Source organism: Hyphococcus sp. D3-15 (assembly GCF_055809375.1).
The window spans coordinates 1,223,552-1,240,830 of the sequence record NZ_CM147910.1 but is presented as its reverse complement, the minus strand read 5'-3'; the positions used below and the strand labels follow the sequence as shown (position 1 = coordinate 1,240,830).

Genomic DNA, 17,279 nt, shown 5'->3' with positions numbered 1-17,279 from the left:
CCGCTCACGGCATATAGCTGTTGCAACGCCAGAAGGCGTAATTCTTGATGCGAGGACAGCGGCTGACGCGCGTGATCCAGAGATCGAAAATCCGCGGATCATAAAGACAGGCGATATAACCGACCGCGTGAATGCCGAGCGCCGCAAGCAGCGACCAGCCCGAGCGCGTGATCAAAAACAGCTCTGTCGTCACCACCAGATTGATTACAAAGAAGCTGTAGGTGACGCCGGCGAACATTTGCGGCTGGGTCAGAGCGCGAAATACAGGCGCCGCATTGAGGGATTCCATAAAATCACCCTCCGGCGGCGGCGCGAATTCCCGCAACAATCGACGTAGCGCCGAAAAGAATGAAACATCCGACAACGACCGTAATGCCGTAGCGCCAGTTCAAGCGGCCGGTCAGCATCATGAAGCCGACAGCCGCAACGGCGATCACCGCCGCCGTCGTCGCAACATTGCCGAGCAGGCTTCCCTGCATCCAGTCGAGCGCCGCGATGATCGGGCCAGAGCCTTGCGGATCGGTCGCCGGGCTTTGCGCAAGCGCATGCGTCGGGGCCATTGCGGCCGCCGCCATAGCGAGCGTCGCGCGACATCGCATTAACCAGTTTAGGCCTTTACCGTCCATGCGCACACCATCCGATTCACACGGCGCGTTAAACATGCGCCACAGCATGTTCCGGTATAGGAAAAGCGGGTTTAAAAAGGATTTAACCAAACAATTGCAATTTGCGTTTGCGCCCGCCCCGCCCCATTTCGCGACGCGTATTGCTGAAAGGTAATCAACGCAGCGCGGCAGGCGACAAGCGCCGGACCGGCGCGACGCTTCTTGCGAGCAACCTTTTGTTAAGGCGGCGCGGAAGTCGCCCGTCCCGGCCAGGGTAATGTGACTTCGTCACATGCTGTGTTGGCGACCGCCGGGCTTCTGCAAGTCAGCCGTTTGGCATTTGGTTTCTATTTGCAGTGCAGCAATACACTTGAACCAAACGCGAACAAATACTTTCTCTCGCATGCTAGCCAAAAGCTGCACCAAGCGAGCAGTTAACCATTGAAGTTCATGAACAAGTTGCAATTTTTACTGCAACATATTTGCTTCACTTTGGAAAAACTCGCCGTTTTCTGTGGGAATACCTCGCTTCGGCTCTCCAATCAGACATAAAATTGCGTGTTTCGATTCAGTGTTGTGTTGCGTCTGTTTCCCCTCGGCGCGCCGGCGGGACAGACAAAGTGAGCCGGAACAAAATTAAGAAACAACGAGAGGGAAGTATGAAAAAAGCACAACTAAAGTATTCAGTTGCTTGCGCAGCAATTGCCGCCGCCGTGACACTGCCGGCGGTTCCGGCACACGCGCAAGGCGACACCGCCGAAACCAGTGACGTCATTATTACCGTCGGTACGCGACGCGACGCCCGTTCCGCGGCGGATACGCCGGCGCCAATTGACGTGATCGGCTCTGACGAGATTCTCAATCAGGGCGACAGCGATATTCAAAATATCCTGCGCACGTCCGTGCCCTCTTACAACGTCAACACATATCCGATTTCCGACGCGGCGACGATCATCCGCCCCGCCAACCTTCGCGGTCTTGCGCCGGACTCCACCCTCGTGCTCGTCAATAACAAGCGCCGCCACCGCGCGGCGGTCATTTCGTTCCTTGGCGGCGGCGTTTCCGACGGGGCGCAAGGCGCCGACATCTCCGTCATTCCGGCCATCGCGCTGAAGCAGGTTGAAGTGCTGCGCGACGGCGCATCCTCGCAATATGGCTCTGACGCGATCGCAGGCGTGATCAACTTCGTCCTGAAGGACTCTGCCGAAGGCGCGACGTTCGAAGCGGAATGGGGCCAGTCCTATGAGGGCGACGGCGAACAATATTCCATCTCTGCGAATGTGGGCTTGCCCTTGCCGCTTGCTGAAGGCGGCTTCCTGAATCTCAGCGCCGAGCTCGGCGAAACCGGCGCGACCAGCCGCTCGGTCCAGCGCGACGACGCCGCCGCCTTGATCGCCGCGGGCAACACCGCCGTCGCCAATCCGGCACAGATCTGGGGGCAGCCTGAGGTGCGCGACGACTTCTCGCTCTTCGCCAATGCGGCGCTGCCCTTCTCCGACGCCTTTGAAGTCTATTCTTTCGGCAACTATTCCGGCCGCGAGACCGAAGGCGGCTTCTTCTTCCGCAACCCGACCAATCGCGGCGGCGTGTTCGCCGGACCGCAGGTCAACCCAGCTACCGGCAACCCGCTTGTTGTGGACGACAACGGCACGCCGGGCGATCCGCTTGACGATTTCTTCCGTGACGCATTCACGTCCGCTATCGTCGCCAATCCCTCAGCCTCTGTTCGTGTGGGCGATCTTTCGGTCGACGATACCGGCGATTGCCCAGCGGGCATCCCCTAACCTCCGGGGGCGGACTTATTCCAGACGAAACCATCCTTTCTGCTGTCGAAGCTGACGACAACTGCTTTTCTTTTGTTGAAATGTTCCCTGGCGGCTTCACGCCTCGCTTTGGCGGCGAACTCAGAGACCAGGGCGTCGTTGCCGGCGTGCGCGGCCTTCTCGGCGCTTTCACTTATGACCTCAGCTATTCCTACGGTCAGAGCGAAGTCAACTTCTTCATCAACAACACGATCAATGCGAGCCTCGGGCCGAACACCCCGACTTCATTTGATCCGGGCGGCTACACCCAGACTGACAATAACTTCAATGCGGATTTCTCAGTAGCGATTCCGAACGGCATGTTCGCATCTGACATCATCTTAGCCTTCGGCGCAGAGCACCGCAAAGAAGCCTTCACCATCCGCGCCGGTCAGCCGGAATCATTCGCTATCGGCCCGCTTGCTGCGCCGTCCCTTGCCTATCCCGGCGGACAAGGCTTTTCATCCAGCTCTAACGGCTTTGGCGGTTTCACCACCGCAAGCGCCGGCACACGGTCGCAGAAAAACTACGGCATTTACGGTGAAGTGGAAGCGGACATAACGGAACAATGGACGCTTCAGGGCGCTGTCCGTTACGAAGATTTCTATGACTCCTTCGGCGACACGCTGAACTACAAGATCGGCTCGCTGTTCCACGCCACCGACGACCTCACCTTCCGCGCAACCTATTCGACGGGCTTCCACGCTCCGACAGCAGGTCAGGCGACGGTGACGAACATCACAACGCAGTTCTCCGGCGGCCAACTCCAGGATCAGGGAACGATCCCGCTTTCAAGCGCTGCGGGCCAGTTCATCGCGGACCGGCTGGAATTGTCGTCGGGCTTCCGTCCGACACTCGGGCCTGAAGAGTCCAAAAACGTCACGGCGGGCATCGCCTTCGGCCTCGGTCCGATTGACCTGACCGTCGACTATTTCCGCATCAAGGTTGCAGACCGCATCGCGATCTCTGACCAGCAGGATTTCCTCGCTGAGTTGCAGGAAGTCGCTACCGAAAACATGGTGGCGTTCTCGCCGACCGACTCAACCAGCCAGCTCCTGAACCTGCTGGATGCAGCGTCTGTCCTCACCGCTGCTGACTTCGCCGGGTCGGAAGATCTCGCGAGCTTCGGCTTCTTCACAAACTCGTTCGACACGCGCACCCAAGGCATAGACGTCGTGGCGAACACCAGCTTCGAGCTCTATGGCGACACACGCACAACCGCAGCGCTCGCCTTCAACTGGACCGACACCAAAGTGACGGATCAGGGTCTCGATACCGCGGCGCCGCTTTCCGAAGGGCGCCGGCGGCAGCTTGAAGACACGATCCCAAGCACAAGGGCGAACCTGACCTTCAATCACTTTGCCGGTCCGGTTCGCGGCATGGTGCGCGTCAATTACTACGGCAAGTTCTTTGAATGCCATCTCGACGCCACAAACTCCACGCCGCCGACCTTCTGCGATCTTCCGCATGATGGCGGCGCGCAGTTCCCGATCGATCTCGAAATCGGCGCCGAGCTTATCGACGGCATCGAGTTCATCGCCGGCGCGCAAAATGTCTTCAATTCATTCCCGGATGAATTGTCGGCGGCGAATGCCGGCGTTGCCGGTTCGAAATATCCGCCGATCGCCCCGGCGGGTTATCTCGGCGGCTTCTACTACTTCAAGGTCCGCGCAGAATTCTAATCTGCAACCTCGACACGAAAAACAAAGCGGCCCCATCTCGGTGGGGCCGTTTTTTCTTGTTGAACCCGGCCGCATATTGATCATTCACCCGCAAGCAGGCATAGGCTTTCGCCAGTTCGGTAAGCTTTGCAGGTAAGTACATCGTAATGCGTCATTCATGCGCTCTGTCAGCGTTGATCAGTTTATCTATCACTCTCACAAGTCCTGCTACGGCGCAGACGTCATCACTTCAGGACGAAGTCACCGTCACAGCGTCACGGCGCGCTCAACGCATCGAAGACATCCCCGCAAGCGTCAATGTGATCACAGGCATTCGCGCAATCGACGCGGCGACGCTGAATGGCGCGGAAGACATCACCCGCTATCTCACCGGCGTCGAAGCGGCGGTCGCCAACGGGTCGCAAGTCGCTTTTCAGATTCGCGGCATCGGCGCTGTCGATCATCAGGCGCTGACGCCAAGCGCCGCAGCGGTTTATGCCGATGGCGTATTCCTCGCCACCAATGTGCAAACCAGCTTGTTTCTGTACGATCTTGAACGCATCGAAGTGCTGAAAGGCCCGCAAGGCACATTATATGGGCGCAACGCTTCTTCCGGGGCGATCAATTTTCTCACCGCCCGCCCGTCGAAAGAGCAGGCATCATATCTGCGCGCATCTTATGGCCGGTTTGACCGGGTTGATTTTTCCGGCGCAGTCGGCGGCGCCTTGACCGACAGACTCTCCGCCCGAATAGCGGGCCGCTATCTCTCCGAAGGCGCGACGCTGGAGAATGTTCAAAGCGATGCAAGCATTCCCCTGGGTCCGAAATCCGCTGGCGGCGAGCGCAATGAATTCGGCTTGCGCGCCAGCTTCCTTTACGAATTGAGCGATGATGCGTCGCTGCTATTGCGCACGCATTATGAGGAAGACAATGGCGTCAACGCCACGCCGCGCAATAGCAGCCTGACGCTTGGAAAACATGAAATTTCGTCCGAAGGCGACGGCGTTCAGGATACGGATAATGCGTTTTTCGGCGCTGCGCTTGAAGGAAACGCTCAGCAAGGCCGTTGGTCGCTTTACTCATTGACAGCGATAGAAGGCTATGACCAGCGCTATGGCTTCGATTTCGACGGAACCCCCGCGCCTTTCGGCAACGCCAATTTAAACGCCAATCTCCATTATGATCGTGACTTCCTGCAGGCAAGTCAGGAACTGCGCGCGAATGCCGAGATCGGACGCGTCAATGTGCTGATCGGCGCCATGGGCGCATGGGAAGATTTTTCTCAGGACTATCTTATCTGGTGCGGTGAGCTGGACCCCGCAACGCAAATCGGAACTTGCCCCTATGTGGGCGCGCCGGGCCGCGTCGGCCCCGCTCCGGCCTCCGCCGGAACAGCCATGAGCCTTCTCACACATATCGACCAAACCCGCGAAACGCTGGCCTTGTTCACCTATAATGATCTGACCTTGAGCGAACGGCTGACCCTGACGCTTGGCGGCCGTTACACCTATGAAAATATCAAGGGCGAAGGCTTTGGCGTCCATATATTCGATGACGGCGCCGCCGCCTTCAACAATCGCGACGGGTTGGGCGCCGCGCTTGGCGAAAATCGCATCAAAGAAAATCGTTTCACAGGCAATGCCGCGCTGCGCTATGCGTTCAGCGAAGAAACATCCGCTTACGCTTCTTTCGCCAGCGGCTATAAGAGCGGCGGTTTCAATGGCGAAGTGCAAAATAACGCCACCCATTGGCAGGATGAAGGCTTGTTCGGCGCGGAAACAGTGAATGCATGGGAGCTTGGTCTAAAGACGCGCCCTGCGGAAAACTTTGCACTCAATGCGGCAATGTTTTTCCAGGATTACGATGCGCCGCAAGCGCGTATCTTTGTTGACTTTCCCTTGCCCGATGGCGGGCGCATCACCTCAAATTCGCTGTCAAACCTCGATGCGGCGGTCTCTTATGGTTTTGACGCGGATGCCCGATGGACGCCGCTGTCCGGCCTCGACCTGACAGCAGGCTTTACCTGGCTCGCCACTGATATCCGCCAGGAAACCGACGATGCAGGCAACGCCGCATTGTTCGACGGCAATCCGCTGCCCTTTGCGCCGGAGATTTCAGCAAGCCTCAGCGCGCGCTATGAATGGCCCGTCGCAGCGAGCATGCGCGCCGCATTATCCTCCAACGCTAAATTCAAGAGCGCTTTTTATCTCGATGCGGAAGGCCTCGCCGAGCGGCGGCAGGGCCCCAGCACGACAGTGGATGCGGAGGCGACGCTTTATTTCGACGCCAGCGCCATTGCGCTCGGCCTGTGGGGGCGCAACCTGTCCAATCAGGACACCGCCGTGTCGGGATATGGCTTTATCGGATACAACACATTCCGCTCCTCCCCCGGAGCTATGGCGTGTCCGCGCAAATCTCGTTTTAGCGCGCAGCGTCCCCGGTCGCGACGGGAAACCCTGCGAAGGCGCGGTATAACTCGACCGCATTGTTCGCCTTTTCAAGCTTGAGCAATACAAGCTCCTGTTTCGCGGCATAGTCAGCGCGTTGCGCGTCAAGCACCGCCAGATAATCATCGACGCCGTTTTCAAACCGCGCATCGGCGAGTTCAAATGTCTGCGCGGCCGCCCCTGCGAGTTTTTCCGTCGCATCCATCCGCTCCGCCAGCGTGTCATTTGTCGCCAGCGCATCAGCAATATCGCGGAACGCCGCCTGAATGGCTTTTTCATACTCGTTCAGCGCAATGTCGCGATCTATTCTGGCGCCGGCGAGCTGGGCCCGATTGCGCCCGCCAGTGAAAATCGGCAGGGAAATCGAAGGCGCAAAACTCCAGACGCCCGTTCCGCCGGAGAACAAATCGGCCAGTTCGCCGCTGGTCGTTCCCGCGCTGGCGGTCAACAGGATGCGCGGAAAAAACGCGGCGCGCGCGGCGCCGATATTCGCGTTCGCCGCGCGCAGGCGGCGTTCTGCGGCCAGCACGTCTGGCCGGGCGAAAAGCACGTCAGAGGCAAGGCCCGCGGGCGCGGCTTCCGGCACGTCAATGGCGTTCAGCGTGTCCACGCCGCCAAAGTCGATCGGCGCGGATGACCCGACCAGCAATCGCAACGCATTTTCATCTCGCCGGATCTGCGCTTCCAATGCGGCGGAATCGGCGCGCGCCCTTTGCACGGATGTCTCAACCCGCTGCACGTCCAGCGCATTTCCAAGACCGTTATCCACAAGCTCGTTGGTCAGCTCAAGCGAGGAGCGTTGGCTCGCAACCGTATCCTGCGCGATCTTCTGGCGCTCGCGATCGGCGAGTAGCTGGAAATAGGCGCGCGCCACTTCCGCCACGAGTGAAATCTCTACTGACTTGCGCGCTTCTTCCGTCGCGAAATATTGCTCCAGCGCTTGCGCGTTGAGGCTTCGCACCCGGCCGAAAAGGTCAAGCTCATAGGCGCTGACCCCGGCCGTTGCAGAATACTGCTCGATTGTCGTCGGACCTGTGCGGCTGGCGCCGCCCGATGCGCCTGCGGTGCCCAATGATGCATTCTCGCCGATGCGCTGGCGCGAATAGCCGCCTTCCGCATTGATGGTCGGCAGGCTCTCTGAACGCTGCACCCGGAACAACGCCTGGGCGCGCTCTACATTCAAGATCGCAATGCGTAAATCGCGATTATTTTCCAGCGCCGCATCAATCAGCGTCGCAAGTTTTGGGTCCGTTATGAAGTCGCGCCAATCCGCAAGTTGCGGCTGCGCGACCGCCATCGCGTCACCCTCAGTAAAACTTTCAGGCGTCGGCGAAGCCGGGCGCTCATAGTCCGGCGCCATTGTCAGCGTCGTGCAGCCAGCCAGCACCACCGTGATCGCACCAACTGAAGCCGATCTCAGCCCATTCAACAACACGGTCATGTTCATCCAGACTCATATAGTGATTTTAACGCGCTCGATGGCTCGGCCTCTTGCGGCGCCGGCTTGCCAAACACCCGGCGCACCAGAACGTAAAACAGCGGCGTGAAGAAAAGGCCGAGAAACGCCGCCGCCAGCATGCCGCCAAGCACCGCCGCGCCAATGGCGTTCCGGCCGGCCGCGCCGGCGCCGCTGCTTAAGATGAGCGGTGTAACGCCGAGGCCGAAAGCAAAGGAGGTCATCAAGATCGGCCGCAAGCGAACGCGCGATGCTTCGATCGCCGCATCCATCGCGGAGCGCCCCTGCTTTTCAAGAAGGCTGGCGAATTCGACAATCAAGATCGCATTTTTCGCAGAAAGCCCGATCGTCGTCAGCAAGCCAACCTGAAAGAAGATGTCATTTGGCAAGCCGCCGAAAAACGCCGCCATGCTCGCGCCCATGACGCCGAGCGGGACGACAAGCAATACAGAAACCGGAATGCTCCAGCTTTCATACAGCGCGGCGAGGCACAAAAACACAACCAGGATGGAAAGCGCATAAAGGAAGGTCGTTTTAGAGCCTGCGTCGATTTCCTCTTTCGACAGGCCCGTCCACTCAATGCCGAATCCATCGGGCAATTGCTGCGCCAGCCTTTCGATGGTCGCCATGGCTTCGCCCGAACTGACGCCGGGCGCCGCGGAACCCAGAATTTCGACCGACGACACGCCATTATAGCGCTCAAGCTTGGGCGAACCCATCGTCCAGGATATGTCGGCGAATGCGGAAAACGGAACGAGCTCGCCATTGGCGTTCGGAATTCGCCACAAGCCCAGATCTTCCGGGGATGACCGGTACGGACCGTCAGCGGCGAGATAGACGCGCTTCACCCGGCCGCGATCAAGGAAGTCGTTCACATAGACGCCGCCCATCGCCGTCGCCAACGTCGAATTGATGCCCGACAGGTCGAGGGCCATGGCTTGCGCCCGGCGCTGGTCGATATCGACTTTCATCTGGGGCACATCGCTTTGCCCGTTAGGGCGCACCGCCACAAGAGTCGGCTCCTGCGCCGCCATGCCCAGAAACTGGTTGCGCGCGTTCATCAGGGCGTCATGCCCCAATCCGCCGCGATCCTGCAGGAAGAAATCAAAGCCGCCCGACTGGCCAAGGCCGGGTACAGCCGGCTCGCCAAAAGCAAAGACCTGTGCGTCGCGAATTTTCGAAAACGACATCTGCATGCGCTGAATAACGGCGTCCGCGCTTTGATCTTTGCGCTTGCGCTCTTCCCAGTCTTCCAGCGGCACAAAGCCCAGTCCGATATTCTGTCCAGAGCCTGAAAAACTAAATCCGGCAATGGTGAAATAGGCCCGGACCGTCCCCATTTCCTCTTCTTCTTTGTGCAGAATATCTTTGACCTGGCTGAGAACGGCGAGCGTCCGGTCATAGGTCGCACCAGGAGGGAGCTGCGCCATCAGCACAAACCGGCCCTGATCTTCATTCGGCAGAAACCCGCTCGGCAAACGCGAAAACAACAGGCCCGTGACGCCGCTCAATGCGAGAAAGAGCATGAAAAACCGCGCCGGGCGCCCGATAATGCCGCGCACGCCCTGCAAATGCCGCCGCGCACTGAAATCAAAAACACTGTTGAACAGACGCAATGGGGCGGACAGGCGATAGACCAGCGATCCCGGTTGCGGCTCCTTGGCGGCGTTGCGAGGTTTCAAAATCGTGGCGCAAAGCGCGGGCGTCAGAATAATCGCCGTCAGCACCGAAAGCCCCATCGCAGAGACAATCGCCACGGAGAACTGGCGATAGATCACGCCCGCCGTACCGCCAAAAAACGCCATGGGCACAAAAACGGCGGACAGAACGGCGCCGATGCCCACCAGCGCGCTGGTGATCTCAGACATCGCCTTTTGCGTCGCCTGTTTGGGCGGCAAGCCTTCTTCATCCATGACGCGGTCGACATTCTCGATCACGACAATTGCATCGTCGACAAGCAAACCGATGGCGAGAACCATCGCCAACATGGTGAGGGTGTTAATCGAAAACCCGAACGCCAGCATCAGCGCGAAAGTGCCAAGCAACACCACCGGAACGGTGATCATGACGATCGCCGTGGCGCGAATATTCTGAAGGAACAGGAACATGATCAAAGAAACGAAGACAGCCGCTTCGAGCAGGGTTTTCACAACCTCCTTGATCGACTCGCGAATGAAGGGCGTCGAGTCGACGGGAAAGACGACCGACATGGTTTCCGGCAGAAACTCTTCCAGTTCGGCGACGCGCGCCTTGACCGCATCGGCTGTGCGCAAAGCGTTCGCCCCCGGCGCAAGCTGCACGGCCATGCCCGACGCCGGAATGCCTTTATATTCAGTGATCCGGTTGTAGGATTCACTGCCGATTTCCACCCGTGCAACATCGCCCAGGGTCACTTGCGACCCATCCTCAAGGGTTCTCAGCGCGATGGCTTCAAACTCTTCCGGAGTCTGCATGAGAGATTGAATAGTGATCGTGGCGTTTAATTGCTGTCCCGGCATGTGCGGGCCGCCGCCAATTTCACCGCCGGTGACTTGCGTGTTCTGCGCCGCAATCGCCGCCCTCACCTGCTGAGTCGAAAGGCCGTAATTCGCCAATTGCAGAGGATCGATCCAGATCTCGCATCGCATATTGCGAACCGAACAGCATGGTCTGGCCAACGCCGGGAACGCGGCTTACCGGCTCTTGCCAGTTCGAGGCGATATAGTCCGCGATGTCGGCTTCAACCAGCGTGCCGGTTCTGTCCACCAGCGCGACGGCCATCAAAAACCCGGCGCGCGCCTTGTTCACGGTGACGCCTTGACGCTGCACTTCCTGCGGCAGGAAAGGCGTCGCCAATGCGAGTTTGTTCTGCACCTGAACCTGCGCGATATCCGGATCGGTTCCCGCCTCAAAGTTCAGCGTGATCGACATCGTGCCGTTTGAATTCGAGCTGGACGAAATGTAACGGAGATTATCAATCCCCTTCATCTGCTGCTCGATCACCTGCGTGACCGCATCTTCAACGGCCTTCGCCGATGCGCCCGGATAGCTGGCATTCAGCGTGATCGCAGGCGGCGCAATATCGGGATATTGCTCAATCGGCAGATTGATGATGCTGATGACGCCCGCAAGCATCGCAATGATTGCGATGACCCAAGCGAAAATAGGGCGTGATATGAAAAAATTCGCCACGGAAAAGCCTCTTAATGCACCGCCGTCAGGGCGTTACTGCATGCCTGATGAATTAGACGCCGCCACCGCGCCATTATTGGTCGCCGGCGTATGCTCAAGGGGCGTCACCGTTCCGCCGGGGCGAAACCGCTGGAATCCTTCAATGACAATGCGCTCGCCGGGCGCGAGGCCCGAAGCGATCAGCCATTGGTCGCCCTTCGCCCGGTCAGTGGTGACAGTGCGCTCTTCAATGACGTTCTGCGCATTGACCACATAGACAACGCCGTCGCCCTGCGCATTGCGGGTCATTGCTTTTTGCGGGATCATGATCGCGTTTTCCCGCACGCCCTCAACGATCTCTGCGCGAACAAACATGCCCGGCAACAGCAATCCGTCCGGGTTTGGAAAGACCGCGCGCAAGGTCACGGCGCCGGTTTGCCGCTCGACATAAACTTCCGTCAACTCAAGCCGGCCGTCTTGCTCATATACGCCGCCATCTTCGAGGGTGAGCTTCACCGCAAGCTCGGCATTTTCCTGTGTTTCAAGTTCACCGCTTGCCAGCCGGCGTTTCATCCGCAACAAGCTCGCGCTTGATTGCGCCACATCCACATAGATTGGGTTGAGCGCATTGATGACCGCGAGTTCTTGCACCTGATTGGCGTTGACCAGCGCACCGCTGGTCGCAAAGGAACGCCCGATCCGTCCGTCAATCGGCGCTTTGATCACTGTGCGGTCAAGATTGATCTTCGCACTGTCGAGGGCCGCGCGCGCAAGCGCCACATCCGCGCGCGCTTGTTTTGCGGCGGCGGATGCGTCGTCATAATCCTGCTGGCTGACGCCATTCACTTTAACAAGGCGCGCAAAACGCTCTTCGCGATTCTTCGCGGCGACCGCCATCGCTTCAGCCCGGTCGAGCGACGCCGCCGCACTGTCGACCGCCGCCTGATATGGCGCCGGATCGATGAGATAGAGCGGTTGCCCGGCGGTGACGGCTGCGCCCTCTTCAAAGGTGCGCTCTTGAATGATCCCGGAAACCTGCGGGCGCACTTCCGCCACGCGGTAAGCGCTGGTCCGGCCGGGCAGCATAACCGTCAGCTGCGCGGCGCGTGCTTTCACCGTCTGAACAAGGACTTCCGGCGCGGGCGGCGGCCCCGCCGCCTCCTGCGCACCGCCGCATCCGGCAAGCGCCAGGGCGAAAATCCCGAGGGCGAAAAAATTTCTCTGTCTAACAGGCAACATAACGATTGGCGCTTTCCGGCGATCCAGGCCCGCTTCAGACCCGATAAACGACCCTCCCAATACCGAAAGGTAGCGAGGACTTGATTAGAATGAACGTTCATTCTAAATAAACAATTACACCGCTGAAATGAGCGAAGCAAGCACTTTTTGTGCGGTGCAATAGGAGCGAAAAGAGTGTCTGAACCCTTACCGAAACCGGTCGATGACCGCCGAGAACGCATCCTATGCGCCGCAGAACGTAGCTTTATCGCCAGCGGGTTCCATGGCGCCCGCATGACTCAGATCGCCAAAGAGGCTCAGATGAGCCCGGGCCATATTTATCACTATTTCGAGAGCAAGGAGCAGATCATCGCGGAGATGATCCGGTCCCATTTCGACGACAAGCTGGCGATGCTCGAAAACTACAAGGATGGCGGCGGCCGCGTCCTCGATTTGATGATCGAAAATCTTGGCGACAGCGTCGATTCCAACACCGATCCGTTCTGGTCCACCCTGATGCTCGAAATCGCGGCCGAGGCTACGCGCAACGAGGAAATCGCAAATTCCTTGCGGAATATGAATGCGAAAATGCGCGCAAAAGTCATCGGCCTGTTGCGTCAGGATTTGGATGAGAGCGATCTGGAAGCCAGGCTCGAGGTCTTCGTCGCGATCGTCCAGGGCATTGGCATCCGGAACATCATAAACCCCAATCTCGACAAAGTGGCTGTCGCACGCATTGTTCGCGAGATTGTCGAGCAATTATTCCGCCGCAACGGCTAGGCGCAGGCTTCGTCCGCATGCGGTAAATCAAGCGGCCGGGCTTAAAGGCGCCCCGTCAGGCTCTTTTTGCGATATTGCGCTCAGCGGAGTCGATTGTGTTTTCCAGCAGCATGGTCACCGTCATCGGGCCAACCCCGCCCGGCACCGGCGTAATGTAAGAGGCTTTTTTCGACACGCCTTCAAAATCGACATCGCCGACCAGCTTTCCGTCCGCCAGCCGATTGATGCCCACATCGATCACCACAGCGCCGGTTTTGACCATTTGCGACAGGATGAGATTGGGCACGCCCGCAGCAACAACAAGAATATCGGCAAGGATTGTGAACTGCGCGAGATCGCGGGTCTTGGCGTGACAGATCGCAACCGTGGCGTCCTGCCCCATCAACATCAACGCCATGGGCTTGCCGACAATATTACTGGCGCCCACCACAACAACATTCTGACCCTCGACGGGAATGTTTTCGCTCTCGAGCATTTTGCAGACCCCATAGGGCGTACAGGGCGGGAAGAAATCGCCTTTGCCGAGAACCAGACCGCCCACATTATAAAGATGGAATCCATCGACATCTTTATCGGGCGAGATAGTTTCAAGCACGCGCTCCATGTCGATATGCTTCGGCAATGGCAGCTGCACCAGAATGCCATGCACGCCTGCATCTGCGTTGAGCTGGTGGATGAGCACGACCAGGTCTTCAGTGGTGACAGCTGCGTCGAGGCGGTGCGTATAGGATTTGATGCCGACCGCATCGCAGGCGCGCATCTTGTTGCGGACATAGACCGCCGATGCCGGGTCGTCGCCAACCAGAACAACAGCGAGGCCCGGCGTGACGCCGAACTTATCCTTGATCGCGTCGACCCGCACTTTGCACTCTTTACGGATGTCGGCAGCCACCTTGTTGCCGTCGATAATTTTCGCTGTCATTGCGGCCGCCTTAGCCATTTTTTGCTATCGGAATGAACGATTTCGTTTGTCTAGCATACGATTTGCGCCAGCTCTGGCGGCTGGTCAATGGGGCAAAGATGTATTGATCGCCGGATATGGCGGCAATAGCTTCAAAATTGCCGGTTAATCGCCAATGACTTCGCCTTTTGCAGACGATCCATGCGGAAAAACGCAGCGCGCGCCGGTCGCACCATTCGGCGCTGGCGGAACCACCACCAGCCGACTTGCTTCACCCAGCAGTGAGCGAAGACCATCAGTCTTCGAGGCGCAATCCGCCCTCTAATATGACATTCGCAAGGGCGGCGACGGGCGGCGCCATGGCGCGGTTCGCGCTTACGACCACGAATTCAACTTCGCCAAGCTCCGGCAATTGCGCGCCAATTGGCGAGACGATCAGCGAGTGCGGGGTCAGATGACGGGACTGCGCAGAAATGCCCAAGCCCGCTTCAACAGCCGCCAAAATGCCGCTGAGACTTCCGCTGGTGCAGGTGATCCGCCATTCGCGGCCGGCATTTTCCAGCGCCTCGATAGCGCCGGTTCTGGTGATGCTTGGCGGCGGAAAAGTCACCAGCGGCACCGGGCGGTCCGCCCAGAAATCAAAGTCCTCGGCGGCGATCCAGACCAGCTTCTCACGCCAGACGGTCTTGCCGCGATCATCGCCCTTTCGGCGTTTTGAAAACAACAGATCGAGTTCGCCGCCTTCGAGCTTTTCATAGAGCGGTTCGGCGAGCCCCACGGACAGCTCCAGATCTACCGACGGATTGGAGCGTCTGAAGCTTTTCAGCACGGATGACAATCGCGAAAGCACGAAATCTTCTGAAACCCCGAGCCGCACCCGCCCGCGCAAGGCCGACGCGGCGAAATGCGCATGCGCGCGCTCTTCGATTTCAAGAATGCGTTGTGCAAATTCCAACATCGCCGCGCCATCAGCGGTCAGCGTAACGGTATGGGTGTCGCGCACCAGCAGGCGCCGGCCGACCGAACCTTCGAGGCGTTTGATATGCTGGCTAACCGTAGATTGCTGCAAGCCGAGCTTGCGGCCGGCGGCGGTGAAACTGTTCGCTCCCGCAACCGCAAGGAACGAACGAAGCAATACTGGATCAAAACCGCGAGAATTCATAACGCCTTATAGGTGAGCTGGAAGTTACTGCAAACGGGTGAAAAAATTTTTAGGGCGCCGCCGCATCGGCCGCCGTCCCAAGCTTTTGGTCGGCGGCGTGACGATAGCCGCGCGCGACAAACGCGCAAACGATGAGCTGTATTTGATGGAAAATCATCAAGGGCAGCACCACGGCGCCGATAGACGCCGCAGGAAATAAAATGCTCGCCATGGGCACGCCGGTAATGAGAGATTTTTTCGAACCGCAAAAAACCACGGTCGCTTCATCCGCCAGCGAAAGGTTCAGATAGCGGGACACCGCGCGCATTGCGACCATGACAATTGTCAGAACGCCAATGCAGATCAATACTAATATTGCAAGCTGTTGCGGTGAAATAGAGTTCCATATCCCGTTATTCATTGCTTTGCCAAATGCTGCGTAGACCATGATCAACACTGATCCGCGGTCAACAAGCCCGACTATCGGTTTGTGCCGCGCCAAAAACGGGCCAAGGCGCGTCTGCACAAGTTGGCCGACCAGAAACGGCGCGAGAATAGTCCCGATGATTGAGGTCCAGGAATCCAACGAGACCGCACTGTGCCGGGCCAGCAGCAACCCTGCAAGCAAGGGCGTCAAAAACACGCCCAGCAAGTTAGACAAGGAAGCAGAACACACAGCCGCCGGAACATTGCCCCGCGCGATTGACGTGAACGCGACAGAGGACTGCACCGTAGACGGCAGGCAACACAGAAACAGCAGGCCGATATACAAAGAATTATCGATCACGACGTCGCTTAGCGGGCTGAGCGACAAGCCGATGATTGGAAATAAAACAAAGGTGCTCGAAAAGACGATCAGATGCAGTCGCCATTCCTTTATGCCGGCCACCACCGATTCTCGCGAGAGATTGGCGCCATGCAGGAAGAACAGTAAAATGATGGAGCCGCGCCCGACCATGTCCGTCGCCCCGACAAACCCGCCTTTGGCCGGAAAAATCGAAGCGATCGCCACTGTTGCGATCAGCGCCAGCGTGAAAACGTCGGGGGTCAAAGCCGTCCAAAAAGATCGCTTCGCCGGAACGTCCTGGCCGCTCAACTGCTCAGACGTCATCGTTGCCTCACCGCCCCATCTCGGTCCAGCCATGTCTTGCGCATGCGCCGAAACCCTGTGAATTCCGTCCAAAGTGAGCTTGCTCCGCCGCGAATGCGGCAGGATTTTTCGCCGTAAAAAGCACAAGCCATCGTAAAGATTCCTCTCGCACAGCCCTGCGCCGTTCTGCATCGCGACAGATCGGCTGACTGCGCCGGCCTAAAGGGCCCGCGTCGGCCACATAATCGTGCGCCACATATGCGCGCTCGGACTGTGGTCAAATCCGAGTCCCTCTTTCGGCTGACGGAAATGGCGCCCGATAAGATCGGTGAATTCTTCGATCTCGAGTTTGCGCATATCAGAATCGAAAGCGTAAATATCGTTCATCGTGATGATGCGCCCGGTCATGTACCATTTGTGGTCGCGCGCGCGCTCATAAGCTTCGCGCAGATAGGGCGCGGGAACGAAGTCCTCGCCAAAATATTTGATATAGGCCTGCGGGTATTCGTAACCGACAGACTCATCGGGGAAGAACCGCAAATACTGGTGCGCCTCGATCGCCCAGGCCACTTCCTCATCGACATAGGGCGCGACAAGTTGCGCGGCCCAGTAGCCGTGATCGCCGCTAATGAAACTTGTAACGCTGATATCATGCAGCAAGCATGCGAGGACCACTTTTTCTTCATGTCCGTTTTTCAGCGCCAGCCGCGCACTCTGCATCAGGTGCTGCGTGTTGCACATGCGGTGATTGAAAAAATCCATCAATGTCGGCTTGTCCGGCATTTGCGACAGCCGCGGGTCCGGCCCCATCAGCCCAAGCCTGCCGGAAGCAATGACTTTATCGAAGTCATGGGTAAACGTCGTCGGATCTTCCGCCCCTGACCGATAAATGGTTGAGCGGATAGGCACAGAGTCGAAGCTCGCTTCAAGTTCGCGAGCCATTCTGTCTTCCAGCTCGTCGGCGTGATCTGACGGTGAAAGCGTTTCGTTCAACTCACAAACTCCTTTTTCGCGGAAGCCCATAGCCA

12 protein-coding genes and 1 pseudogene are annotated in these 17,279 nt (G+C 58.4%); 4 read left to right on the top strand and 9 right to left on the bottom strand.

All coding sequences use genetic code 11. The features are described from left to right. Nucleotides 1–4: 4 nt before the first annotated feature. Together AC0L8G_RS06165 and AC0L8G_RS06160 are read right to left on the bottom strand one after the other, a co-directional pair. Nucleotides 5–289 (bottom strand): VirB3 family type IV secretion system protein, encoded by a 285-nt coding sequence (locus AC0L8G_RS06165; RefSeq protein ID WP_473387696.1) that lies wholly within the window; start codon nucleotides 287–289, stop codon nucleotides 5–7. 4 nt (nucleotides 290–293) lie between these two features. Continuing rightward, nucleotides 294–599, bottom strand: coding sequence for a TrbC/VirB2 family type IV secretion system protein (locus tag AC0L8G_RS06160; protein ID WP_473388812.1), 306 nt, complete (start codon nucleotides 597–599; stop codon nucleotides 294–296). Between the two features lie 665 nt (nucleotides 600–1,264). Here AC0L8G_RS06160 and AC0L8G_RS06155 point away from each other — a divergent pair. The 3 genes from AC0L8G_RS06155 (at nucleotide 1,265) to AC0L8G_RS06145 (ending at nucleotide 6,575) form a co-directional block, all read left to right on the top strand. Beyond that, on the top strand, nucleotides 1,265–2,389 hold the full coding sequence (locus AC0L8G_RS06155; RefSeq protein ID WP_473387693.1) for a TonB-dependent receptor plug domain-containing protein: 1,125 nt from the start codon (nucleotides 1,265–1,267) through the stop codon (nucleotides 2,387–2,389). Continuing rightward, nucleotides 2,368–4,089 carry a TonB-dependent receptor domain-containing protein gene (locus AC0L8G_RS06150; RefSeq protein ID WP_473387691.1) on the top strand — a complete coding sequence of 574 codons (1,722 nt, stop codon included), beginning with the start codon at nucleotides 2,368–2,370 and terminating at the stop codon, nucleotides 4,087–4,089. Before AC0L8G_RS06155 ends, AC0L8G_RS06150 begins: the two co-directional genes overlap by 22 nt. 173 nt (nucleotides 4,090–4,262) lie before the next feature. Continuing rightward, entirely contained in the window at nucleotides 4,263–6,575 is a 2,313-nt protein-coding gene (locus tag AC0L8G_RS06145; RefSeq protein ID WP_473387690.1) for a TonB-dependent receptor, read from the top strand. Here AC0L8G_RS06145 and AC0L8G_RS06140 read toward each other — a convergent pair. From AC0L8G_RS06140 to AC0L8G_RS06130, 3 genes and pseudogenes are all read right to left on the bottom strand, one after another. Next, nucleotides 6,490–7,962 carry an efflux transporter outer membrane subunit gene (locus AC0L8G_RS06140; RefSeq protein ID WP_473387689.1) on the bottom strand — a complete coding sequence of 491 codons (1,473 nt, stop codon included), beginning with the start codon at nucleotides 7,960–7,962 and terminating at the stop codon, nucleotides 6,490–6,492. The genes AC0L8G_RS06145 and AC0L8G_RS06140 overlap by 86 nt on opposite strands. Then, nucleotides 7,959–11,142 (bottom strand): annotated as a pseudogene (locus AC0L8G_RS06135) (efflux RND transporter permease subunit). Before AC0L8G_RS06135 ends, AC0L8G_RS06140 begins: the two are co-directional and overlap by 4 nt. 33 nt (nucleotides 11,143–11,175) lie before the next feature. Next, on the bottom strand, nucleotides 11,176–12,360 hold the full coding sequence (locus AC0L8G_RS06130) for an efflux RND transporter periplasmic adaptor subunit (RefSeq protein WP_473387687.1): 1,185 nt from the start codon (nucleotides 12,358–12,360) through the stop codon (nucleotides 11,176–11,178). A gap of 174 nt (nucleotides 12,361–12,534) precedes the next feature. On the opposite strand from AC0L8G_RS06130, the gene AC0L8G_RS06125 reads away from it, so the two are divergent. Then, nucleotides 12,535–13,119 (top strand): TetR/AcrR family transcriptional regulator, encoded by a 585-nt coding sequence (locus AC0L8G_RS06125; RefSeq protein ID WP_473387686.1) that lies wholly within the window; start codon nucleotides 12,535–12,537, stop codon nucleotides 13,117–13,119. A gap of 55 nt (nucleotides 13,120–13,174) precedes the next feature. On the opposite strand, the gene folD is transcribed toward AC0L8G_RS06125, so the two are convergent. From folD to AC0L8G_RS06105, 4 genes are all read right to left on the bottom strand, one after another. Further along, entirely contained in the window at nucleotides 13,175–14,041 is an 867-nt protein-coding gene (gene folD, locus AC0L8G_RS06120) for a bifunctional methylenetetrahydrofolate dehydrogenase/methenyltetrahydrofolate cyclohydrolase FolD (RefSeq protein WP_473387684.1), read from the bottom strand. 274 nt (nucleotides 14,042–14,315) lie between these two features. Further along, complete coding sequence (locus AC0L8G_RS06115) at nucleotides 14,316–15,182, bottom strand: LysR substrate-binding domain-containing protein (RefSeq protein WP_473387682.1); 867 nt, start codon at nucleotides 15,180–15,182, stop codon at nucleotides 14,316–14,318. A 49-nt stretch (nucleotides 15,183–15,231) separates the two neighbouring features. After that, nucleotides 15,232–16,272: a bile acid:sodium symporter family protein gene (locus AC0L8G_RS06110; RefSeq protein ID WP_473387680.1), complete on the bottom strand. Its 1,041-nt coding sequence runs from the start codon at nucleotides 16,270–16,272 to the stop codon at nucleotides 15,232–15,234. A gap of 198 nt (nucleotides 16,273–16,470) precedes the next feature. Beyond that, nucleotides 16,471–17,244, bottom strand: coding sequence for a hypothetical protein (locus AC0L8G_RS06105; protein ID WP_473387678.1), 774 nt, complete (start codon nucleotides 17,242–17,244; stop codon nucleotides 16,471–16,473). Nucleotides 17,245–17,279: the final 35 nt, after the last annotated feature.